The organism is Thermococcus sp. JCM 11816, assembly GCF_055396515.1.
The window spans coordinates 620,321-642,013 of sequence record NZ_AP043741.1 but is presented as its reverse complement, the minus strand read 5'-3'; the positions used below and the strand labels follow the sequence as shown (position 1 = coordinate 642,013).

The window sequence follows — 21,693 nt, the reverse complement described above, 5'->3', positions numbered from 1 at the left end:
AGAAATGGCTGAGGAGCACGTTGTCTACATTGGAAAGAAGCCGGTTATGAACTACGTCCTCGCTGTGATAACCCAGTTCAACGAGGGCGCCAAGGAGGTCAGCATCAGGGCTCGCGGTAGGGCTATCAGCAGGGCCGTTGACGTCGCCGAGATCGTCAGGAACAGGTTCCTCCCAGAGGTCAGGGTTAAGGAGATCAAGATCGGTACCGAGGAGCTCCCGACTGCCGACGGCAGGACTGCCAACACCTCAACCATCGAGATCATCCTTGAGAAGCCGTGAATTTGATTCCTTTCCTTTTCCTTCAAACGCTTCAGTTTTTCTTGAAGCTCTGGAAATTCTTATAACCTTCCCTTCGGATTCTCCACGGTGGACCTTTTGGATTACGAGGTCATCGACATTCACGACGAGCGCGCTAAGGAGCTTGCCCAGATACTTTCAAACGAGAAGGCACTCTCGATACTCAAGTTAATAGAGGAGAGACCCCGTTCAATAAGCGAGATTTCTCGGGAGCTTGGGATTCCTATATCGACAGTCTCATACCACATAGACCGCATGCTCAAAGTCGGGCTCGTGGAAGTCGCTGGAAAGAAGTACGGAAAGCGCCTCCAGGAGGTAAAGCTGTACAGGGCTTCAAGCAAGCCGATACTGATTCTTCCGGGAGGTAAGAAGAAGCATAGGACGTGGGAAAAGCTTCGCGTCATAAACCTCGCTGTGAGTGCCGTGGCTTCTACTGGGATGTACTTTGCGGTTAAGCTTTTGATGGGAGGGAGCGAAGAACAGTCCGAAACCGTTAGGACTCTAACCGTTAAAACTGCCAAGGAAGCTTCCAAAAGCTCCCTCGACTGGATTGCCGTTATTATTGCAATCTTAACGTTTATTCTTGTATTTGGTGTTTTAGAGTATCGTTTCCGGAAACGTTTTTAAGATACCGTGAGGATTTCCGCTTGAGAGGTGGTAACATGGCAGAGATTACCGTAGGACAGGTTGTCAAGAGGAAGGCAGTGCTCGTTAGGCCGGACGATACCATACACAAGGTCGCTAGAATACTGGCCCGCAACAAGGTGGGCAGTGCTGTGGTCGTTGATGAGAACGAGGAGATAGTTGGAATAATAACCGACCGCGACATCCTCGACAAGGTCGTTGCCAAGGGGAAGGATCCCAAGAAGGTTCTCGTCAAAGATGTCATGACCACGAAGCCTGTCACCATAGAGGACGACTATACTATCCGGGATGCCATAGACAAGATGATGGACAAGGGAATCAGAAGGCTCCTAGTCACGAGGGTGGGGAAGCCGATAGGCTTCGTTACTGCCGCCGACCTCCTGGCCGCGCTCAACAGCATGAACAGCGAGGAAGAGGAAGAAGTCGAGGAGGAGACCGAGGTCTACGGCATCTGCGAGGTCTGCGGCCAGTACGGTCCACTCTACAAAGTCTACATTGAAGGCGGCGAAAAGTGGGTCTGCGAGAGCTGTAAGGACTCGCTTAACCTCTGATCCCCTTCAGCTCTTTCATTACCCTGTCCAGGATTATTCCGAACTCCGCGTTCCTGTTCTCGAAGCTTAGGGTATGGACTTCTCCAAGGGGTCTGAACCTGTCGATGAACTTTCTGTGAACCACCGCCAGGAGCGGTTTCTCTGACTTCAGGACTTCCCCAACTGCCCTGATGAACTCGTCGCTTTTGTATTCCATCGGACCGATCTCGTCTATGACTATCAGGTCTGCTTCGACGATCGCTCTCCTTATCGCCGGAACGGCCACCCTTTCTATCTCATCTACGTGGACGACGTACTTTCCAAAGGGAACCCCCGGGAGGTGTGAGGTTCCCCTTAGGCTTGCGAGGGTTCCCTCCTCGCCCGTGTCAAGGGCAGTTATCTTAAACCCGATGCGCCTTCCTCCCCTGCGCACTTCTCTGGTTATCACTCCACCAACTATGTAGCCCCAGCGGTCAACTTCCCTGGCTACTCTCTCCACGAGCGTTGTCTTGCCGACCCCAGCCGGCCCTGTCACGAATATCCTCAAGGCCATTTCACTCACCGAAGGAGCTTTAAGTTCCTCCCTTAAACCCTTTGGGGTGGTTCTCATGGAGATAAGGTACAAGCCCGAGGAACTCACGAGACTTCCTAGGAGCGTTAGGTACGAGCCGGGAAGGGTAATCATGATAGACCAGACCCTCCTCCCGAGGGAGTTCAGGGAGATAGAGCTAAGGACTGTTGACGAAGTGGCTGAGGCCATCATCACCATGAAGGTGCGCGGTGCTCCCGCGATAGGGGCCGCTGCCGCCTTTGGTTTAGCTCTCTACGCTGACACCTCCAATGCCAGAACCAAGGAGGAGTTCATGGATGGCTTTGAGAGGGCCTACGAGAGGCTCAAAAACACCCGCCCAACGGCCGTTAACCTCTTCTGGGCGCTCAACAGGGTGAAGAGCCTGGTTGAGGAGCACCTCGAAGACCCCCTCGACGAGATAAAGAGGCTCATCGTTGCCGAGGCGCAGAAGATAGCGGACGAGGATGTAGAGGCCAACCTGAGAATGGGGCACTACGGTGCCGAGGTTCTTCCAGAGGGGAACGTCCTAACCCACTGCAACGCTGGGAGCTTAGCCACCGTCCAGCTCGGAACGGTTGGTGCCGTTTTGAGGGTCATGCACAGGGACGGAACCCTCAAGCTCCTGTGGGTGGATGAGACGAGGCCCGTCCTTCAGGGCGCGAGGCTTTCCGCCTGGGAGTACCACTACGACGGTATTCCGCTCAAGCTCATAACCGACAACATGGCGGGCTTCGTGATGCAGCAGGGGAAGGTTGACGCCATAATAGTCGGTGCAGACAGGATAGTTGCCAACGGAGACTTCGCCAACAAGATAGGAACCTACACCCTTGCAGTCCTCGCAAAGGAGCACGGGATACCCTTCTTCACGGTCGCGCCGCTCTCGACGATAGACATGAGCCTGAAGAGCGGAAAGGAGATACCCATAGAGGAGCGCAAGCCGGAGGAAGTCCTCACCTGCGGCGGCTGTAAGATAGCGCCGGACGTTGACGTCTACAACCCGGCCTTCGATGTGACGCCCCACAAGTACCTGACCGGAATAATCACGGATCAGGGCGTCGTGTGGCCGCCTTTCGAGAGGAACCTCAAGAAGCTCTTCAAGAGGGAGTGATGCTTTTCTTTCTCAACTTTTTCCACGAAAACACCCTTAACCTCGCCGAGCTCCTCCTCGAGCGCCGGGAGAAGAAGTCCGAGAAACTCAAGGGGTTCAAGGCAGGGGCAGTCTATTGAGTGCTCAAAAAGTTTGTCCGGAAGCTCCACCCTAACATAAAGCCCTCTTTCGTCTTTTCTGACCTCAAAGGGAGCAACAACTCCAGCCCCGAGGATTCTGCCCCTCACGATCATCAATAGCCCAAAAGCTGGCAGGAATTAAAGGGTTTCTTAAACGGAAGGTTGGGAACGGTTGGTTATAATTTCAGGATTTTTCACATCCCGTCCAGCCAGATGTTCACGAAGGCAACAACGTGAGAAGCAAGGTAGCTCCTCCTTCCAATCCTGACCTTCTCCGCTATGCCCTCCAGAAAGCGCTCATCCTCTTTGCTGAGGCCAAGATGGTCTCCGAGGACGAAGGCTGGATTCTGAGGGAACTCGATTTCGGTTATCGGCTTCCCGTCCTCGACGAGGTAGTAGAGCGTCGAGTCCTTCATGACCCTTCTCACGACGTCCTCAAACGTCATGTTGCTGACGTAAACACCCGGAAAGACCTCAACTTCCTTCGTGGGCTCCCTGAGGTCTTCTCCGATCTTAAGGGCCTTCTTCAGGATTAAGGCAGTGCTCCTCTCGTCCGGGTTGAGCCTGACCTTCAGCTTAGGACCCTCGAAGTGAATCGTCTTCGGAGGGTTGGGCCTGCCGTAGAGCGTCATGAAGACTCTCACATCCTTCCTTATCCCGTGCGAGAGGAGGAAGGCGCTGTTGAGGAACCTGCATAGCAGGTCAATTCGTCCCCCAGTTCCAGGCAGGTCTTTGAGCGAGAAGTCCGGAGAAGTCACGGCGGTGTTCGCCTTGAGGATGAACGTCCTCATTTTGCCCACCACGGTCTTTTACAGTAGTTCCATCAGCCGCTCTTCCCCACCGGGAAGGACGAGCGGCCTTGAAAGGTGTTTCCTGGCATCCGGCGGAACCTCGTAGATTTTCCTCTCCAGGTCGCGGGGAACTTCAACGGGGATTAGCTTTTTTGGCATTTTGTAGCCACAGCGCTTGCACTTCAGGTAGTCGCCCTTGCTCTTCATGGTCCCTCCGCAGACCGGGCATTTTGGTTTCCTGTACTCAACCTTTGGAACCAGCTCGACCGGGTAGAACTTTTCGAGGTTAAGGGTTAGGATGCCCTCGTGCTCCTTGACGCCGCCAGCGGCTATGATTTCATCGCCGGGGAGGAGCTTGCGCACCCAGTTGCGGAACTTCTTGGTCGGCTCGAACGCCGCCACGCGAATCTTCCCTGTCTCGTCCTCAAGCTCGAAGAACACGTGCCTTCCACGCTCCCAGTATGGCGAAGCAACCCATCCCCTAACGACCGCGCTGTCGTAGAGCTTTAGCTCGCCGATCTTCTTGGGAGTGAGGTGGTCGTCGGTGTTCTGGTTCGTCTTGTAGAGCTGGTAGAAAGCCACTGGCTCCTCGAACTCCACCATTTCAAAGACCTGGAGAACTTTGCCCTTGTCAATCCCGCGGATTCCCACAAGGACAGGGTCTTTTCCGTGGGGTGTTATCAGAACAACACGTTTGTAGGGGTCCACGTTGTCGTAGCTGAAGGGATAGGCCCATTTATCCGCCAGAAAGACGCTCTCCTCGTTTACCCTTCTCGGCGTCCCCCAGTACTCCCGCTCCCGGTAGGCCAGAAGCTCATAGGTAAACCTCTCCAGGGGGTAGCCAATTGCCGCGAGGGACCCGATTACTCCCCTCCCGAGCTTGAACTTGAAATATTCGGCCCCAACTTTTCTCGCAACTTCCTCGGCTTCCCCTATGGTCACGTGCTCCCTCAGTGCTCTCAGCGAGAACTTTCTCAGCTCGTTAGGAACTTCCCCCTCAAGGAAGACAACGCCGGGGTTTGTGTTCTCGTGTTCAAAATCCGCCAGCTGTGAGACGTAGAAAAGAACCGTGTCCTTGATTTCGGGGATAACGTCTTCATCGGCCTCGAAGGTCATTGCGACTGCGCCGTTTCCGCGCGTCTTGTAGGGGATGTTCGGGTTCAGGCGGATCAGCCTGGGCAGGTCCAAGGGCTCGGCTAACCTTGAGAGCTCGCGGTAGAGGATGGCACCGAGATAAGTGGTGCACATACCATTTGGAGAGTCCGTATCGTCAATTCCAATGTGGATTATCATCGGAGGGGGGATAGTGAGGGAGTTTAAAAATCAACCGCTTGCGATGAGTTTTAAAGTTCGTCACCACTCAAAGGTTACCGCCTCCACGAGCTTGACGAGGGCCTCAAAGTCCTCCCCTGTGTATTCTCTTGGAAGGCCAATGCCATCTCCCCCTGCCCGCGATATCGGGATGGCGTTCTTCTCGGCTATCTCCAAGACCCTCCCGGGAACTTCTCCAATGACGGCCCCCTTGCCAGCTTCAGCATCAAAGAAGGACAGCTTGATCACAATTCCACCGAAATCGGGTCTAAATCCGAAAGCAAAAACATTCCTCCCCGGAATGTCGTGGTCGGTTAAGTCCGCTATCGCCTCGACGAGGGCCTTTACAAGGGGCCACTCTTCCTCGGGGTTCTCGACGTAGAATGCCAGCCGGTCGTAGACTTCTCCTTCGTCGTCAATCAGTTCGATGTACACTCCCCTTTCCGTATTAACTGGAAGACCGTAGGGTTCGAGGAGTTTCTTAATCTCTTCCCGCCACATGCTCCCACCTCACAGCATCTTAACTTCTTCCGGCGGGCGAACCTTCACGACTTCCCGGTTCACGAGATCTTTCGGTATCTCTCCTCTAAGGACGGCGAGGAGGTTCCTTACCGCCTGAAAGCCCATGTCTTCCATAGCTTCCTTCGAAAGGCCCGCGTGGTGCGGGGTTAAGACGGTCTCCCACTCGTACCTGAAGAGCGGGTGTTCCGTTACAGGCTCCTTCTCAAAGACATCCGTCGCGTAGCCCTTCAGCCTGCCATCTTCAATGGCCTTAACGACGGCTTCCTCGTCCACGAGGGTCCCCCTGCCTATGTTGACGAGGTACTTGCCCTCAAGGAGCTTTAAGCGCTCTTCGTTGATGATGTGGTAGGTTTCTGGAGTTGCGGGAAGGGCTAAGATAACGATGTCGCTCTCCTTCATGACTTCGTCGAGCGGGAGGTACTTCGCCCCGACCTCAGCTTCGATGTCTTCCTTTCTTGAGCGCGACCAGTAGAGTATCTCGGTTCCCATCGCCCTCATTCTCCTCGCTATGGCCTTTCCGATGGCACCCATGCCGAGGATTCCGACCTTCTTACCGTAGACGGTCTCGATGTCCTTGAAGGTGCTCCAAATCTTGGCGTGGCTGTCCCACTCACCCTTCCTGATTAGCTTGTCGGTGTAGACGAACTTCCTGAGAAGGGCTATCGTCAGGCCGACGGCGAACTCTGCCACAGCCTCGCTCAGAACCCCTGAAACTTTGGTAACGTAAATTCCCCTCTCGGTGGCAGCTTCCACGTCAACGTGGTCGTAACCTGCTGAATGACAGCTTATGACCTTGAGCCGCTCGGCTCTCTCAATCACCTCTCTCGGAACCCTGTTCAGAGGAGAGACAATAAGCCCGTCGTAGTCCTTGATCTTTTCCGCCAGCTCTTCAACGCTTGGATATAGCAGAAAATCAACGTCGGCATACTTCTTCAGCTCCTCGACGGGCTTGCTCTTCATCTTAAAGGTAACGAGAACCTTTGGCCTCATGATATCACCTTAAGATATACATCGAAACGAACCTAATAAGGTTTTTGGCAACTGGGAAAACTTAAAAATAAAACGGCACTCTCACGTTTAGGTGGTTGAGATGGCGGTTGAGAGGAAGAAGTGGAGCGAGAACTTCAGCGAGTGGTACAACGAGCTGATTGAAACTGCTGGAATCCAGGACAAGCGCTACCCGGTCAAGGGAATGAACGTCTGGCTCCCCTACGGCCTCAAGATCATGCGCAACATAGAGCGCTTCATACACGCCGAGATGGAGAGAACGGGCCACGATGAAGTTCTCTTCCCTGCGCTCATTCCTGAAACCGAGTTCCAGAAGGAGGCAGAGCACATAAAGGGCTTTGAGGGAGAAGTCTACTGGGTGACCCACGCTGGCCTAGATCCTCTCGATGTAAGGCTCATTCTCCGTCCAACGAGCGAGACTGCCATGTACTCGATGTTCTCACTCTGGATAAGGTCTCACGCTGATTTACCGTTCAAGATATATCAGATCGTCAACGTCTACCGCTACGAGACCAAGCACACGAGGCCGCTCATCAGGGTTAGGGAGATCAGCAGGTTCTTCGAGGCCCACACCGCCCACGACAGCTACGAGGATGCTGAAAGGCAGATAAAGGAAGACCTTGAGATATTTGACAACCTCGCGAAGTTCCTCGCGCTCCCGTACATAATCTCAAAGCGCCCGGAGTGGGACAAGTTCCCTGGGGCTTATTACTCCCTCGGCGCCGAGGTCATGATGCCCGACGGAAGGACGCTCCAGATAGGCACGATGCACAACTACCGGCAGAACTTCGCAAAGGCCTACAACATCCAGTACGAGACCGAGACGGGTGACCACGAGTACGTCCACCAGACAACCTTTGGAATGAGCGAGAGGCTGCTGGCTGCTGTCATAGCGATCCACGGCGACGACAGGGGACTGGTGCTTCCGCCGACGATAGCGCCGATACAGGTCGTCATCGTCCCGATACCCAAGAAGGACAGCGAGGCTGACGTTTTCGCCTATGCTCGTGAGATAGCCGAGGAGCTCAGAACGGCCGGAATCAGGGTTCACGTTGACGAGCGCGACATAAGGCCCGGAAGGAAGTACTACAACTGGGAGCTCAAGGGCGTTCCGCTCAGGATAGAGGTCGGCCCGAGGGACGTGGAAGGAAAGAAGGCTGTCTTAGCTAGAAGAGACACCCTCGAAAAGATAACCGTTGAGAGGGAAAACATTGTCGAGGAGGTCAGGAAGACCCTCGATGCAATCCATGAGAACCTCTATCAGAGGGCCAAGGAGTTCCTTGAGAGCCACATCAAGCGCGTTGACACGATCGAGGAGGCAAAAGCTGTCTTCGAGGACAGGCGCGGAATAGTTGAGATCCCCTGGTGTGGTGAGGAGGAGTGCGGCCTCAAGATGGAGGAAGAGCTCGACGCCAAGATGCTCGGAATCCCGTATCCCGAGGAGAAGGCGAAGGCTCCAGAGGGCAAGAAGTGCCCGGTCTGCGGCAGGGAAGCTAAGTTCATCGCAAGGTTCGCGAGGACTTACTGACTTCTCTCATTTTTGAATCACGATAATATTATTTCGTTTCAAAATTTTTCACGGTGGAAGGAATGATACTCGGAGTCCACGACGGCCACGACGCTGGAGCTGTCCTAATAGACGGCGAGAGAATATTCGCGGTGAACGAGGAGAGGCTGAACCGCGTTAAAAAGTACCGCGGTTTTCCAGAGCTTAGTATTAGGAAAGTCCTTGAGATAGCCGGCGCCAGTCCAGGAGACGTTGAGGTAATAGCCGTTGCCGGAATATTCCGGAAGCAGAGCCGCTTAATTGAGCTTGAGGAGAACCTGAAGGCAATCTTTGGTAAAGACTTCAAGAGGAAAGTCCTCTTCGTCGAGCACCATCTAGCTCACTCTGCCTCGGCTTACTACACTTCCGGCTGGAGAGACGCGGTGGCCCTGAGCATAGACGCGGCTGGCGACGGGTTGAGCTCTTCAATTTACGTCGCGAGAGACGGCGAGATGATAAGGATAGCCCAGAGCACGTATCTCGACTCACTCGGCGACTTCTATGCATCCGTCACTGAACTGCTCGGATTTAAGCCGATGAGGCACGAGGGTAAGGTGATGAGCCTAGCGGCCTACGGGAAGCCCACCTACGATCTAAGCTCAATAATCGAGCTCAACGGCCTAACCTTTGAGAACCACCTCAAGGTTGTTGGCATCGAGGCGACGAGAAGGCTCGCGGAGCTGTTCAAGTACCCGCTGAAGCACGCGAAGGAGATAGCGATGCAGATGAAGCGCGGGAAGCTCGACGGCAAGCTCCAGAAGAAGGCAATAGAAATAGCGGCCAGCGCCCAGGCTCACCTTGAGAAGCTCGTTGAGGAGCTCGGCCTCAGGCTCAAAGGCTACTCCCTTCCGGTGGCCTACGCTGGAGGAGTTGCTCAGAACGTCAAGGCCAACGCTGTTTTAAGGCACGTTTTTGGAGACGAAAACATCTGGGTCTTTCCAGCTATGGACGACGGCGGCCTGGCCTTTGGGGCTGCTATTTTCGTCAAGGCCCAACTGGAGAGGCTCGATGGAAAGTGGAGGCCGTTCAGGCTGAAGCACGTCTATCTCGGGCCTGAGTACTCTGATGAAGACATCAAGAACACCCTCGGGGAAGAAGGCGTCCAATACGAGGAGATAAGCGACGTCCCGGGTTTCGTCGCCGATGCCCTCTTTGATGGCAAGCTCGTCGGACTTTTCCAGGGGAGGATGGAGTACGGCCCGAGGGCTTTGGGCAACCGCTCAATCTTAGCGGACCCGAGGGATGAAAGCGTGAAGGAAAAGCTTAACGTCGCCCTGAAGAGGGACGTCTTCCAGCCATTCGCGCCTTCAATGCTCTGGGAGAAGGCAGAGGAATATCTCGAAGACCTGAACGGAAGGCCCAACGAGTTCATGACGATGAGCTACACCGCGAGCGAGGAGTTTAGAAAAGCGGCTCCTGCCGTCATCCACGTTGATGGAACCACGAGGCCGCAGGCTGTAAGGAAAGAAATCAACGAATTGTACTATTCAACAATTGCTGAATTCCATAAAAAAGCGGGAATCGGTGCGGTGCTCAACACGAGCTTCAACATGCACGGGGAGCCGATAGTCTGCTCGCCTGCCGATGCTGTGAAGACGTTTAGAGAGGCCAAGCTTGACGTCCTCGTCATCGGCAAATTCGTCGTATCACGCTGAGAAGCTTTGTTTTTGATCGTTCTCCTTTTTCGTGGGTTTTTATTGAAAATAGGCCTGTGTCGAAGGTTGGAAAGTCTTTAGTAACGTTTGGTTATTATCAAACAAAAAGTTACATTTTATCCCGATTTATATGACGAAATTTTTTCGAAGTTTTGAACGATGATACTTGAGAAGTCCTTTTATATATTATCCCAATGGCAATTGAGTGTTTTATCGTAAGAAGGCGTTAGAGTGGAATAATTCGAGTTTAATGCCCTTAAAATGCCCGGGAGGTCTTCTGAACATTGTTGTGCATGCTTTCAACGGAAGGAGGAGAAACCTTTTCTGCTTGAAAAATCCGCCCACAACTCCTAGATTGGGGGCTTTTGAGGGCTTTTCAAAGTACCCTTTGCGGAAAAGCTTATAAGATTGGAGCGTTCTTAGTAGTTTGTAGGGCGAAAGGAGGAAAAAACCGCCCTGTTGCAATAAGACTCTAAGAGAATTGAAACCGAAAGAGTTTGCAGACTTGATGGGAACCCTGAAGAAGTTGCAATAAGACTCTAAGAGAATTGAAACTCGTCAAGCCCATCGCTGATGAGGCCTTCGAGCAAGAAGGTTGCAATAAGACTCTAAGAGAATTGAAACGTTGAGCGCCCACTTCTCATCCTTGCCCTTCTTGACGTTGCAATAAGACTCTAAGAGAATTGAAACATGGCTCTCCGTAGCGGGCATGCTTATGGACGCCGTGGTTGCAATAAGACTCTAAGAGAATTGAAACCCGTCCCGAGGCTCAAGATGGTGGATAAGCACCTACGGTTGCAATAAGACTCTAAGAGAATTGAAACATTCGAGTACGATGCGGCGACGGGTATGGGGAGCGCGGTTGCAATAAGACTCTAAGAGAATTGAAACGGTTGTAGAATGTCTTAATAATCCTCTGTCCCTTCTTGTTGCAATAAGACTCTAAGAGAATTGAAACTGTTGTATTCCGCCTGAAAGGCCCCCCTAGCGAAGTCGAGAGGTTGCAATAAGACTCTAAGAGAATTGAAACTGAGTCAAAGGTCAGCTCGTTTTACCATAAGATCGAGGTTGCAATAAGACTCTAAGAGAATTGAAACGAAAACTGAGGGGTGTGCCGCCCAAGAAGGGGTTTGATGTTGCAATAAGACTCTAAGAGAATTGAAACGCATTTTAAGCACCGCGTTACGCAGGGCTTTTTCAAGCGAGTTGCAATAAGACTCTAAGAGAATTGAAACACGAAAGGCCGCCTGGAAAAGCTCTTCCTCGTTGAGCGGGTGTTGCAATAAGACTCTAAGAGAATTGAAACATTGGGGTGGGTTGTGTCGGGGGTTGCGCAAAATCCTCATGTTGCAATAAGACTCTAAGAGAATTGAAACTGTACTTCTCCACGTCGGGCGGGAGGAACTCAAGCACGAAGTTGCAATAAGACTCTAAGAGAATTGAAACGGGAGAACCACCCGCCTTGACCTTCTTTTGATCTCTAACGTTGCAATAAGACTCTAAGAGAATTGAAACTCCACGCGCGCCGTGCTGGATGTTATCAAGGAGAGGGTTGCAATAAGACTCTAAGAGAATTGAAACGGTCTTCGCCCAGTTCTTTAATGGCTGTCCCCACGTCGTTGCAATAAGACTCTAAGAGAATTGAAACCTCACGAGGCGGCCGCACTACCCAACTATGCTACGCGTTGCAATAAGACTCTAAGAGAATTGAAACGAAGACGTAACCGACGATGCCGAGCTTCGCTAGGATGAAGTTGCAATAAGACTCTAAGAGAATTGAAACTAGGACGGTGGAGTTGAACTTAGCGAGCTTTTCTTTGGTTGCAATAAGACTCTAAGAGAATTGAAACGGTCGCGACCTATGACGTTCAGGTGAACCAGGCCATGTTGCAATAAGACTCTAAGAGAATTGAAACAGTTTTCCATGAATGCCCTCTTTCCTGAAGACTTCAAAGTTGCAATAAGACTCTAAGAGAATTGAAATAGGATTTCTGCAATTTTCTGGAGGGCCTTCCAGCGCGTTGCAATAAGACTCTAAGAGAATTGAAATTCCGCAGAGCCATTGGCATGGGCTTCCTCGACGAGGAGTTGCAATAAGACTCTAAGAGAATTGAAATACCGACGTCGACGTGAAAGTCAAGGTGTGGAAAGTTTGTTGCAATAAGACTCTAAGAGAATTGAAATAGAGCCGGCTCTCTGAACGCCTTTACGATTTTCTCACCGTTGCAATAAGACTCTAAGAGAATTGAAACTTGGCCGCGTCAACTTCGAGGCTCTCGACCTGGCTTGTTGCAATAAGACTTTAGGAGAATTAAAATGAACCAGATCCCAACTAAATACTATTTAGTTGTGAGTTTTAGTTGCGAATTGAGACCAAACCGCTCAAAGGATGTGGGTGTTCTTGAATTTTAATGAGCATTTTAATACTTTGATGTCTATTTTTTCATTGAGGTAACGTTATAAACATCGCTGAGAAGGGAGAGCGGTGATGGTAATGGCGCTGAGCGACAGGCTTGACCTCGTTAACCCTTCTGAGATTAGGAAGCTTTTCGACCTCGCCGCTGGGATGCAGGATGTTATCTCACTCGGCATCGGTGAGCCCGATTTTGACACCCCTGAGCATATCAAAGGATACGCAAAAGAGGCCCTCGACAAAGGGTATACCCACTACGGTCCGAACGCGGGCCTTCCAATGCTAAGGGAGGCCGTTGCCAAAAAACTCAAGGAGCAGAACGGCATAGAGGCCGATCCAAAAACTGAAGTTATGATCCTAACCGGAGCCAACCAGGCGTTCCTCATGGGTCTGGCAACGTTTCTTAAGGATGGTGAGGAAGTCCTCATTCCCTCTCCAATGTTCGTGAGCTACGCCCCTGCGGTCATTCTGGCAGGAGGAAAGCCCGTTGAGGTTCCAACCTACGAGGAAAACGAGTTCAGGCTTTCAGTTGACGACCTTGAGAAGCACGTCACCGACAAAACGAGGGCGCTCATCATAAACACCCCCAGCAACCCGACCGGCTCCGTTCTGACCAAGAAGGACATCGAGGAGATAGCCGACTTCGCCGTTGAGCACGACCTTATGGTAATTAGCGATGAAGTTTACGAGCACTTCGTCTACGATGGTGTCAAGAACCACAGCATCGCTTCGCTCGACGGCATGTTCGAGAGAACCATCACGGTAAACGGCTTCTCCAAGACATTCGCCATGACCGGCTGGCGGCTCGGCTTCGTCGCCGCTCCAGCTTGGGTAATCGAGAAGATGACGCGCTTCCAGATGTACAACTCCACCTGTCCGGTCACCTTCGCCCAGTACGCGGCCGCTAAGGCCCTTGAAGACCCGAGGAGCTGGAAGGCCGTGGAGGAGATGAGGAAGGAGTACGACAGGAGGAGGAACCTCGTCTGGAAGCGCTTAAATGAGATGGGCCTTCCGACTGTAAAACCGAAGGGAGCGTTCTACATCTTCCCGCGCATCAGGGATACAGGTCTCACAGATCACCAGTTCAGCGAGCTTATGCTCAAGGAGGCCAGGGTTGCAGTGGTTCCCGGCTCTGCCTTCGGGAAAGCCGGAGAAGGCTACATCAGGATAAGCTACGCCACGGCCTACGAGAAGCTTGAAGAAGCGATGGACAGGATGGAAAAAGTCCTGAAGGAGAAAAAGCTCGTTTAAAGCTCCCTTAGCTCAATGTTTTTCACAACTTTTTCCTTTTCGTCCCAGTCTATAACAGCATAATACCCCCTGAAGAGCGGGCCGGGGTTCACTATTATCGTTTCTCCAAGCTCGTCAACGCTTCTCGCCTCGTGGATATGCCCCGTAACAACGAGCGGCGGCTGGTTCTTCTCTATGAATTCCCTGAGAGCTGTGCTCCCGACGTGGAGGCCTGAGTGGACTCTGTCAGCTTTAGTGTCCTTCGGAGGAGCGTGGGAGAGGATTATGTCCCCTGGCCTGTAATTCTTCCTCAAGATTTCCATTATCTCGTCCTCCGTGAGCTCCCAGATGGTGTTGAAGGGTGTTATGTTCGAGCCGCCTACTCCTACAAAGCCGGTGCCGTTCACTTCCTTTCTCTTGTTGTGGAGTGATATCCCGAGTTCCTCCAGCAGTTCTGGAACATCCCTGCCGTCGCAGTTTCCGTGGACGGCCAAGATGGGAACGTCGAGAGCCATGAGCGGCTCAAGGACTGTTCTGGCAACTTCCGCTCCGCTGAAGTTCGTTATGTCCCCGGCTATGAGGATAAGGTCTGGCCTTTCTTCCTCGAGAACCCCCGCGAGCCTCTTCACCTTTTCGAGCTTTCCGTGAATGTCAGTGACCGCTACTATTCTCATTCTGTCACCTCCGAGGGAATTCAGCGTTTGCCCTTAAGAAGTTTTTTCGACAAAAAGCGATATTGACTTAAGCGTTCACCGAAAATCTTATAAGGATCGGGGGCCCTCATTTATCAGGTGATACAATATGGAGAAGGTTAAGTCCGTGCTCGAGAGGCGCCTTGAGGTTGTGAGGAGGAGAAAGGAAGCCGTTCTCCGCGAGGAGGCCAGGCTCATAAGGCTTGCCCGCCAGAAGAGGGACGTTGCAATGGTTCTTGCCAAGGTTAAGAAGGAAAAGCTCGCCCTTATGGCAGAAGAAGCAAAAGTCCTCAGGGCGCTCAAGCAGAGCGCTCCCGCAGTCTGATCTCTAACTTTTCTGTTCCCTACTAATGCAAGGAAGCCATCAAAAGGGTAGAAGAGAAAAGCGAGGACTTCAGAAGACGTTTACCTTGTCCTCGAGGATCATCTTCTGTATCTTCGTTATGTTGGCCAGCCACTCGTCGGCTATCTCGTAGGCCGGCTTCTGGAGGACGTCGATTGAGTAGCCCTTCTTCGGGATTATCTGCACGCTGGCAACGAGAGGCTCGTCTATCGGCTTTCCAATCTGGCTGAGGATTCTTACGTAGACCTCCTCAACGCCCTCGACCTGCTCGGCTATGTCGTTCGCTATGAGCATTGAGAGGATGTTGTAGATCTTACCGACGTGGCTCACCGGGTTCTTACCCGCCGCTGCCTCCATGCTCATGTGCCTGTTGGGGGTGATGAGGCCGTTAACCCTGTTGCCCCTTCCGACGGACCCGTCGTCGCCGGCCTCGGCGCTGGTTCCTGTGACGGTTATGTAGTAGATGCCCTCCTTCGGATCGTCTGCGGTGTTCACGTAGATGTTGGTCGGCCTCTCGGTGTGGGACTCGACGATCTCCTTGGCGGCCTCGTAGATGGCCTCCTTTACGGCCATGTAATCGTCGGGGTTGTCAACCTCGCTGTCAACGATGGCAGCGGCGATGGTGAGGTCTATCTCGTCTCCCTTCCTGAGACCCATAACCTTGATGTCCTCACCGACGGCAGGGTACTTCTTCTTGAACTCGTCGCTGTTGAGGTACTTCTCGGTCTCAAGGACTATCTTCTCGGTCTCGCTGAGCGGGGCGTAGCCAACACCAAAGGAGGTGTCGTTGGCGAGCGGGATTGGGTTCTTTTTAGCCTTGTTGAAGACTCCAACGAGGTCAACGCTTCCCTGTCCGATGCGGGAGTCTATGATGACGTGGTGCTCGAGGTCGAGGTGCCTGACGGCCTTCCTGAGGTAGTCCTTGGCGGCCTTAAGTGCTATCTCATGGACGGGGAAGAACTCCCTGTCAACCATCTCGACGGCCCTTCCGGAGAGGAGGATGTATATCGGCTTAATTATCTCACCGCCGCCGAACTGCGGGTAGGCCCTTCCGCCGACAACCTCGACCTGGTCGGTGTTGTGGTGGAGAATGATGCCGTACCTCTTCACGTACTCCCTGGAGAGCGCCCTGCTGACGGCCTCGGCTATACCGTCGGCTATGCTGTCGGGGTGACCGATACCCTTCCTCTCGACGAGCTCAACCTGCTGCATCTCAACTGGGGTCCTGACGAGCTCCTCAACGACTATGTTCCTGACCTTTCCAGCCATGAGCATCACCTTCTTTTCGACTTAATCAGCGCAGTGGTCGGGTCTGTGCATCGTCTTATATACTTTTCGGCATGAATCCAAAATGTCCCTATTCCTGCAGGTTATATAATTCGAAAACGTTAAAATGCCTTCCGAAGAATTTTCTACGACGGTCCCGCCCGGTGGCCCGTGTCCCGGAGGGGGCCGAGGCCCGCGATGAAGGGATGAGACGATGCCGGGCGGACAGGGCCCGGTCTCCGGACCGCTGGAGGGGGTCTCTGGCCGTCAATGAGAGCGGGGGATCAGCCGGGCCCACACCGATTGGCTTCTGTTAAGCAGTACTGTTTTCTGAAAGGTTATTAAGACCAAAGAGCAGTTTAACTGGGTGGTATCATGGGCGTTAAGGATCACAAGGAGAAGGCCCCGCGGAAGTTTAAGTTTGCAGTCATAACGGTCAGCGATACGGCGAGCAGGGGAGAGAAAGAGGATAAGAGCGGGAAATTTCTGGTTGAGGAGCTTGAGAAGGCCGGCCACGAGAAGGTTCTCTACAGGATAGTGCCAGATGAGAAAATGGAGATCATCGGGGCGGTTGTTGATGCGTTCCGCGCGGGAGCGGATGTCGTGGTAACATCAGGAGGAACTGGGATAGCGAGCAGGGATGTGACAATAGAGAGCCTCAGACCGCTCTTTGACAAGGAGCTTTCGTTTGGGGATATATTCAGGCTAGTCAGCTACGAGGAAATAGGAACCGCCGCGATAATGACGAGAGCAACAGGGGGGATAATAAGGAGCTCTGGCAGAGCAATGGCAGTCTTCTGCCTTCCGGGAAGCCTTGGTGCCGCCAAAACTGGGGTAAAGCTCATACTGGCCGAGGCTGGTCACGTGCTAAAGCACGGTCGTGAATAGTTTTAAGGGAAAGCACACAAGACATAATGGGTGAAAACATGGAGAAAGTCGGGAGTTCAAACATCACCACGGCTGAGGAGGGCAGTAAGCTCACTTTAGCCAAAAAACAGAAAATAAGGAAATTCAGGGGAATACTCGGTAAGGCAAGTGAGGAGACTATACTATGGGCGATTAAGGAGGCTGAAGAGCTTTGAGCGACTTCCTGTTTCTCGACACCAGCGTCCTCGTTGAGTACCTCGTGGACGGTGAAAAGGCAGGAATTGCCGAGGAAATACTGTTGGGACCCTGGGCATTTCTAACGTCTCCCACAGTCTATAGAGAAGCCATTGGTGCTCTAGCTCTTATCATTGGGAGAGAAAAATTCGGAATAAAGGGAAAATACAGCCTGAGGAAGTTCGTGGCTCGAAAGGGATGGGGGCCATTTTCCGATGTGGTGACCTCTCTTAACGGGCTTCTTGATGAGCTTGGGGTCATCATAGTCCCCGATTCGTTCAGGCGGGAAGAACTCTATGATACCATGAAAGAGTACAACCTGATGCCCTCCGATGCCCAAATAGTGCTTGCCTGCCGGAATCATAACGTTAAGCACATTGCTACCTTTGACTCGGACTTTAAAAGAGTGAAGTGGCTTAAAACTCTGGGGGTGTAAAAATGAGGGAGTTCAAGAAGCTCACGCCCTATAAAGAGGCCCTGGGCCTTCTCCTCAACGATCTGAGCGAGATCCAAGAAGTTGAGGAAGTTCCTCTCGATGAGGCTCTTGGGAGAGTCCTGGCCGAGGACGTCGTATCGCCCATAGACAGTCCACCCTTTGACAGGTCTGCCGTTGATGGCTATGCACTCCGCGCCGAGGACACTTTTCAGGCGAGGGAGTACAGCCCGGTGGAGCTCAGGGTAATAGACGAAATTCCCGCCGGCGGAGAGAGTAAAAAGACCGTTGAGCCCGGAACTGCAGTTAAGCTCCTGACCGGGGCCAAGATTCCGGAGGGAGCAAACGCCGTTCTGATGCAGGAGATGGCCGAGCGCGAGGGGGACGTTATAAGAGTCCTACGCCCCGTTGCTCCCGGTCAGAACGTTGCAATGAAGGGTGAGGACGTCAGAAAGGGACAGGTTGTCCTCAAAAAGGGCCAGATTCTAAGGCCTCAGGACCTGGCAATCTTCAAAAGCATAGGCTTCAGGACGGTTCGAGTCAGGAGAAAGCCCAGAGTCGGCATAATCGTTACAGGAAGCGAGCTCATCGAGGAGTTTGATGAAGAAGCCCTGAACCACGGAAAGATACTGGAGAGCAACTCCGTCATGCTGAAAGGTCTCGTCAGGCAGTACTTTGGGGAGCCGAGGTTCTATGGGGTAATTCCGGATGACGAGGAGAAAATCGGAGAGGCAATAAGGAAAGCACGCTCCGAGAACGACCTCGTCCTTGTCACGGGCGGTTCAGCTTTCGGCGATATGGACTTTGCCCACCGCTTTGTGAACCTACTCTTCCACGGGACGACGATAAAACCGGGGAGACCAATAGGATACGGAGAGAGAGTCTTTGTAATGAGTGGCTATCCGGTTGCGGTCTTCACTCAGTTCCACCTCTACGTCAAGCATGCACTTGCGAAGCTTGTGGGGGCAAGAAACTACGAAACCCGGGTCAGGGCAAGGCTCACCGAAAGGGTTCCGAGCCAGCTCGGCCGCTACGAGTTCGTCAAGGTCTGGTACGAAAACGGTACGGCAAGACCGATAAAGAAGAAGGGCAGTGGCATAATAAGTTCGCTTGTGGAGAGCAACGGATACATAACGATTCCAGAGGACAGCGAGGGTTACCTGGAGGGAGAAGAGGTGGAGGTTGTGCTGTACTGAGCTTTTATTCTTCTCTCCAGTCACCAAAAGGGACGACATCAGCAAGCTCCTCGGGCAAAAGCTTTAGTGCACTTGCGTTTAATTCCTTTAAGTACCTGAGAATTTCTTTGCGCTCTCTTTCCTTTTCTTCGAGTATTCTCCTTAAATAGGTCTGATAATCATCAACAAGCCATGGGATCTCGGAAAGCACCTTGTTTTCTACCCTCATGAGATTTTCTCGCGAGCTCATGTTTTGTAGGTGCCCTTTTGTATTAATAATCTTTTCTCTTCATAATTTGCTTACTATCAAAAATAGTCTCTAAAATCTGAAGATTACATACTCTTCAAAGTTTAGAACTCCGAAATCCATGTGAAAATATGGCCCGCCGGTAACTCCCGCCCTCATCGAAGGCGTGCGCCACCCTTGGGCGGGCTAACCCTGGCGGGCCAGAACTGTGCCCGGCCTGGGTTTCCCGCGGTCATCGTGCTCCGGGACGCGGAAGGCCCTCCCGCGGGGACCTCGCTGAGGCCGGGCTGTTGCCCCCGCATCGCCCCCCGGTTCATTCTCCCCGGGGTCCTCGCGCAGGGGCATTTTATTCTTCACTGTCAGGTTTATAAATTGATGGTCTGCAACTATTTTCCTCAAATCGGCCGTTCTTTGTCATATCGCCGAAAACTTATTTAAGGAACTTCTCAAATCTTCAGCCGGTGATAGGAATGGATGACAAAGCTGGAAGCTACAAGATCATCCATGACGGCGTTCACGGTAGCATGAAGGTCTCTGGAGTCATCCTCGACCTCGTAAAAACACCCGAGTTCCAGAGGTTAAGGCAGATAAAGCAGCTCGGGCTTGCGTACCTCGTTTATCCAGGTGCCAATCACTCGCGCTTTGAACACTCGCTCGGAGCCTGGCACCTGGCCAAACGCCTTTCTGAGGAAGTTGGTCTTCCAAAAGAGGAGTCTGAACTACTTCAGGTTGGTGCGCTCCTCCACGACATCGGCCACGGGCCGCTCAGCCATACCTTCGAGGGCATCTACAAGCACTACGTAAAGGAACGCGACCACATGCGCCTCGGCCAGGACATAATCCTCGGCAACATCAACATAACGGGCGACGAAGATGGTGGAAAAATACCTGAAGTACTTGAGAAACACGGAATAGACCCAAAGGCCGTCGCCGACATAATTCTCGGCCGCTCCGAGAAGCCCTACCTCGGCCAGATGCTCCACGGGGGCGTCGATGTTGACCAGCTCGACTACCTGGTGAGAGATGCTCACTACACCGGCGTCGCCCATGGTATAATAGACCTGGAAAGGCTCCTCAAGGTCATGAAGATTCACGATGGGCAACTCGTTGTTGACGAGAAGGGCATTGAGGCAGTTGAGGGAATGATGGTTGCCAGGGCGCTCATGTACTCAAGGGTCTACTTCCACCACACGGTTAAGATAGCCGAGGGAATGCTTACGAGAGCCCTGGAGTTTGCTCTCGACGAGGGGCATTTGTGGGACTTCTGGCGGATGACCGACTGCAGGGTTCTGGTGGAACTTGAAGACCTTGAGGGCCTTCCTGCGGAGCTCACAAAACGTGTTCTCCACAGAAAGCTCTACAAGGCGGCCGTTTTGATAACGGCCGAGGAACTCAGCACTGAAGAGAAGCGGGAGCTTCTCAACGCCTACAGAAACGTCAAGAAGAGGCAGGAGATCGAAAGGAACCTGGCGGATGCCGTCGGAGCGAGTGAGGGCGAGGTTATCCTGGAGTTCAGCATCGCAGACCTCATGCTGAGCGAGCCGAGGCTCAAGGAAACTGGGATAAACGTTCTCCTTGATAACGGCGAAATTCAGCCCCTGACGAAGGTAACGCCTCTGGCGAATGCACTCAAGAGGAGGCAGACCCCCAGGTGGGCGGTCATGATAGCCTCACCCGAGAAGTACGTGGACAGACTGAGGGAAGTCTGGAGAAGGGTTATCTTCAGCTGAAGAGCTTTTCCTTTATCTCCTTCTTCAGCTTGTCGATGAGTTCTATAAGCTCATCTGCGTCTTTAACTTCCTCAAGGCTCTCCTTGGGGATGAGCGGGACTTCCGAAACGACTTCAGCCTTAGTCTTCTCCAGTATGAAGACACCGCCGCTGTTAACTATTCTGCCGACCTCCGCCACCATCTCGGCGCGTTTTATGGTGGAGCGTGTTTTCCTTTCATCTATACCCGTGAGAAGGCGTATGTCGTCTTCAGTTGAAATCGCGTTGAAGGGCGCTTTCTTCACCTTCACAAGGCCCAGGCCGAGTTTCTTGAGCCTCTCAAAGACCTCCCGCTCGAGCGGCGTTTCAGGCTTAACGTTGAGGTCGGCTTCAACTTTGGCCCTCAGGATGTCTATCGGCTCCGCGAGCGCCTCATCAAATATCTCTTCAAGCTGGATGGCAACATCAAGCGAAACTGCCTGTTCGCCGCGCTCGTAGTTGAGCAGGCTCTTTCTAGACACGCCGAGCAGCTGTGCCAGCTCATTTACAGAATAGCCGTGCTTCTCCCTGAGTTCCCTCAACAGCTCTCCGTTTATCCTGACGTACAGACCTCCGCGCTCCGCGAAAACAGCGGGCAGTTCGTTGTTTAGGAGGGCATCGTAGAGGGTCTCGGGGCGGAGGGCATAAATTCCAAAGCGCTCGTACACCACACCCTCTTCAAGCTCGCCGCTCTTGCTCCTTAACCCAACAATAAGCGGAGAAGCCTTGAAGAACTTGGCGAGGCGCTTCAAGTCCTCCGCCTGCTCTTCTGTTATCGTGTCGATGTTCACGGTAGCCTTTATAAAAAGCAGGAGAAAGAGCCTGCTCGCCACTAGGTCAAAGCACGACCCTTTAAGGTCTAACCTGGCAACGCGGTACCCTGCGCCTCTAAGTATCGCTTCAACGGTCTTTATGAGCCTCTCCCTTTCCATCGTTTTTAAA

23 protein-coding genes and 1 CRISPR repeat array are annotated in these 21,693 nt (G+C 52.7%); of the genes, 13 read left to right on the top strand and 10 right to left on the bottom strand.

From position 1 onward, the window contains the following. Nucleotides 1-4: 4 nt before the first annotated feature. From albA to ACZ5TN_RS03535, 3 genes are all read left to right on the top strand, one after another. The gene (albA, locus tag ACZ5TN_RS03545) at nt 5-280 is read left to right on the top strand and encodes a DNA-binding protein Alba (protein ID WP_011249515.1); all 276 of its coding nucleotides are present in this window, start codon (nt 5-7) and stop codon (nt 278-280) included. A gap of 87 nt (nt 281-367) precedes the next feature. Beyond that, the gene (locus ACZ5TN_RS03540; RefSeq protein ID WP_332370037.1) at nt 368-925 is read left to right on the top strand and encodes an ArsR/SmtB family transcription factor; all 558 of its coding nucleotides are present in this window, start codon (nt 368-370) and stop codon (nt 923-925) included. 35 nt (nt 926-960) lie between these two features. After that, a complete protein-coding gene (locus ACZ5TN_RS03535) occupies nt 961-1,494 on the top strand; it encodes a CBS domain-containing protein (protein WP_464917172.1) in 534 nt (177 codons plus the stop codon). Here the strand turns inward: ACZ5TN_RS03535 and ACZ5TN_RS03530 are convergent. After that, nucleotides 1,484-2,026 (bottom strand): NTPase, encoded by a 543-nt coding sequence (locus tag ACZ5TN_RS03530; protein WP_464917493.1) that lies wholly within the window; start codon nt 2,024-2,026, stop codon nt 1,484-1,486. The genes ACZ5TN_RS03535 and ACZ5TN_RS03530 overlap by 11 nt on opposite strands. Nucleotides 2,027-2,081: 55 nt before the next feature. Between ACZ5TN_RS03530 and mtnA the strand changes: the two genes are divergently transcribed. After that, entirely contained in the window at nt 2,082-3,152 is a 1,071-nt protein-coding gene (gene mtnA / locus ACZ5TN_RS03525; protein ID WP_464917171.1) for an S-methyl-5-thioribose-1-phosphate isomerase, read from the top strand. Here the strand turns inward: mtnA and ACZ5TN_RS03520 are convergent. From ACZ5TN_RS03520 to ACZ5TN_RS03500, 5 genes are all read right to left on the bottom strand, one after another. Beyond that, nucleotides 3,092-3,385, bottom strand: a complete 294-nt coding sequence (locus ACZ5TN_RS03520) for a hypothetical protein (RefSeq protein WP_011249510.1) — start codon at nt 3,383-3,385, stop codon at nt 3,092-3,094. The genes mtnA and ACZ5TN_RS03520 overlap by 61 nt on opposite strands. An 80-nt stretch (nt 3,386-3,465) precedes the next feature. Beyond that, nucleotides 3,466-4,062: a tRNA (pseudouridine(54)-N(1))-methyltransferase TrmY gene (gene trmY, locus ACZ5TN_RS03515; RefSeq protein ID WP_054839666.1), complete on the bottom strand. Its 597-nt coding sequence runs from the start codon at nt 4,060-4,062 to the stop codon at nt 3,466-3,468. An 18-nt stretch (nt 4,063-4,080) separates the two neighbouring features. Beyond that, complete coding sequence (gene tiaS, locus ACZ5TN_RS03510; protein ID WP_464917170.1) at nt 4,081-5,355, bottom strand: tRNA(Ile2) 2-agmatinylcytidine synthetase TiaS; 1,275 nt, start codon at nt 5,353-5,355, stop codon at nt 4,081-4,083. Between the two features lie 60 nt (nt 5,356-5,415). Beyond that, nucleotides 5,416-5,874, bottom strand: coding sequence for a hypothetical protein (locus ACZ5TN_RS03505; RefSeq protein ID WP_464917169.1), 459 nt, complete (start codon nt 5,872-5,874; stop codon nt 5,416-5,418). A gap of 9 nt (nt 5,875-5,883) precedes the next feature. After that, nucleotides 5,884-6,885 carry a 2-hydroxyacid dehydrogenase gene (locus tag ACZ5TN_RS03500; RefSeq protein ID WP_464917168.1) on the bottom strand — a complete coding sequence of 334 codons (1,002 nt, stop codon included), beginning with the start codon at nt 6,883-6,885 and terminating at the stop codon, nt 5,884-5,886. Nucleotides 6,886-6,985: 100 nt separating this feature from the next. On the opposite strand from ACZ5TN_RS03500, the gene proS reads away from it, so the two are divergent. From proS to ACZ5TN_RS03485, 3 genes are all read left to right on the top strand, one after another. Further along, nucleotides 6,986-8,431 (top strand): proline--tRNA ligase, encoded by a 1,446-nt coding sequence (proS, locus tag ACZ5TN_RS03495; protein ID WP_464917492.1) that lies wholly within the window; start codon nt 6,986-6,988, stop codon nt 8,429-8,431. A gap of 62 nt (nt 8,432-8,493) precedes the next feature. Then, on the top strand, nt 8,494-10,104 hold the full coding sequence (locus tag ACZ5TN_RS03490; protein ID WP_464917167.1) for a carbamoyltransferase family protein: 1,611 nt from the start codon (nt 8,494-8,496) through the stop codon (nt 10,102-10,104). Nucleotides 10,105-10,562: 458 nt separating this feature from the next. Further along, nucleotides 10,563-12,422: direct repeats of the CRISPR family, unit length 30 nt; unit sequence GTTGCAATAAGACTCTAAGAGAATTGAAAC. A gap of 176 nt (nt 12,423-12,598) precedes the next feature. Then, the gene (locus ACZ5TN_RS03485) at nt 12,599-13,768 is read left to right on the top strand and encodes a pyridoxal phosphate-dependent aminotransferase (RefSeq protein ID WP_011249503.1); all 1,170 of its coding nucleotides are present in this window, start codon (nt 12,599-12,601) and stop codon (nt 13,766-13,768) included. On the opposite strand, the gene ACZ5TN_RS03480 is transcribed toward ACZ5TN_RS03485, so the two are convergent. Then, complete coding sequence (locus ACZ5TN_RS03480) at nt 13,765-14,421, bottom strand: metallophosphoesterase (RefSeq protein ID WP_464917166.1); 657 nt, start codon at nt 14,419-14,421, stop codon at nt 13,765-13,767. The genes ACZ5TN_RS03485 and ACZ5TN_RS03480 overlap by 4 nt on opposite strands. 127 nt (nt 14,422-14,548) lie before the next feature. Between ACZ5TN_RS03480 and ACZ5TN_RS03475 the strand changes: the two genes are divergently transcribed. Continuing rightward, nucleotides 14,549-14,764, top strand: a complete 216-nt coding sequence (locus ACZ5TN_RS03475) for a hypothetical protein (RefSeq protein ID WP_011249501.1) — start codon at nt 14,549-14,551, stop codon at nt 14,762-14,764. Nucleotides 14,765-14,833: 69 nt separating this feature from the next. On the opposite strand, the gene ACZ5TN_RS03470 is transcribed toward ACZ5TN_RS03475, so the two are convergent. Next, entirely contained in the window at nt 14,834-16,051 is a 1,218-nt protein-coding gene (locus ACZ5TN_RS03470) for a methionine adenosyltransferase (protein WP_464917491.1), read from the bottom strand. Nucleotides 16,052-16,423: 372 nt separating this feature from the next. Here ACZ5TN_RS03470 and ACZ5TN_RS03465 point away from each other — a divergent pair, with 372 nt between their 5' ends. Genes ACZ5TN_RS03465 through ACZ5TN_RS03450 form a run of 4 tightly spaced genes read left to right on the top strand, consistent with a single transcriptional unit; the run spans nt 16,424 to nt 18,778 of the window. Further along, on the top strand, nt 16,424-16,936 hold the full coding sequence (locus ACZ5TN_RS03465; RefSeq protein WP_464917165.1) for a MogA/MoaB family molybdenum cofactor biosynthesis protein: 513 nt from the start codon (nt 16,424-16,426) through the stop codon (nt 16,934-16,936). Between the two features lie 38 nt (nt 16,937-16,974). Next, nucleotides 16,975-17,130 carry a hypothetical protein gene (locus tag ACZ5TN_RS03460; RefSeq protein ID WP_158298050.1) on the top strand — a complete coding sequence of 52 codons (156 nt, stop codon included), beginning with the start codon at nt 16,975-16,977 and terminating at the stop codon, nt 17,128-17,130. Beyond that, nucleotides 17,127-17,585 (top strand): PIN domain-containing protein, encoded by a 459-nt coding sequence (locus tag ACZ5TN_RS03455; RefSeq protein ID WP_011249497.1) that lies wholly within the window; start codon nt 17,127-17,129, stop codon nt 17,583-17,585. The genes ACZ5TN_RS03460 and ACZ5TN_RS03455 overlap by 4 nt, the downstream gene beginning before the upstream one ends. Before the next feature lie 2 nt (nt 17,586-17,587). After that, entirely contained in the window at nt 17,588-18,778 is a 1,191-nt protein-coding gene (locus tag ACZ5TN_RS03450; RefSeq protein ID WP_464917164.1) for a molybdopterin molybdotransferase MoeA, read from the top strand. A 4-nt stretch (nt 18,779-18,782) separates the two neighbouring features. On the opposite strand, the gene ACZ5TN_RS03445 is transcribed toward ACZ5TN_RS03450, so the two are convergent. Beyond that, on the bottom strand, nt 18,783-19,007 hold the full coding sequence (locus tag ACZ5TN_RS03445; protein WP_367884177.1) for a hypothetical protein: 225 nt from the start codon (nt 19,005-19,007) through the stop codon (nt 18,783-18,785). A gap of 467 nt (nt 19,008-19,474) precedes the next feature. On the opposite strand from ACZ5TN_RS03445, the gene ACZ5TN_RS03440 reads away from it, so the two are divergent. Next, nucleotides 19,475-20,734, top strand: a complete 1,260-nt coding sequence (locus tag ACZ5TN_RS03440) for an HD domain-containing protein (RefSeq protein WP_464917490.1) — start codon at nt 19,475-19,477, stop codon at nt 20,732-20,734. On the opposite strand, the gene ACZ5TN_RS03435 is transcribed toward ACZ5TN_RS03440, so the two are convergent. Further along, nucleotides 20,727-21,683 carry a transcriptional regulator gene (locus tag ACZ5TN_RS03435; protein WP_011249494.1) on the bottom strand — a complete coding sequence of 319 codons (957 nt, stop codon included), beginning with the start codon at nt 21,681-21,683 and terminating at the stop codon, nt 20,727-20,729. The two genes, ACZ5TN_RS03440 and ACZ5TN_RS03435, sit on opposite strands and share 8 nt — an antisense overlap. Nucleotides 21,684-21,693: the final 10 nt, after the last annotated feature.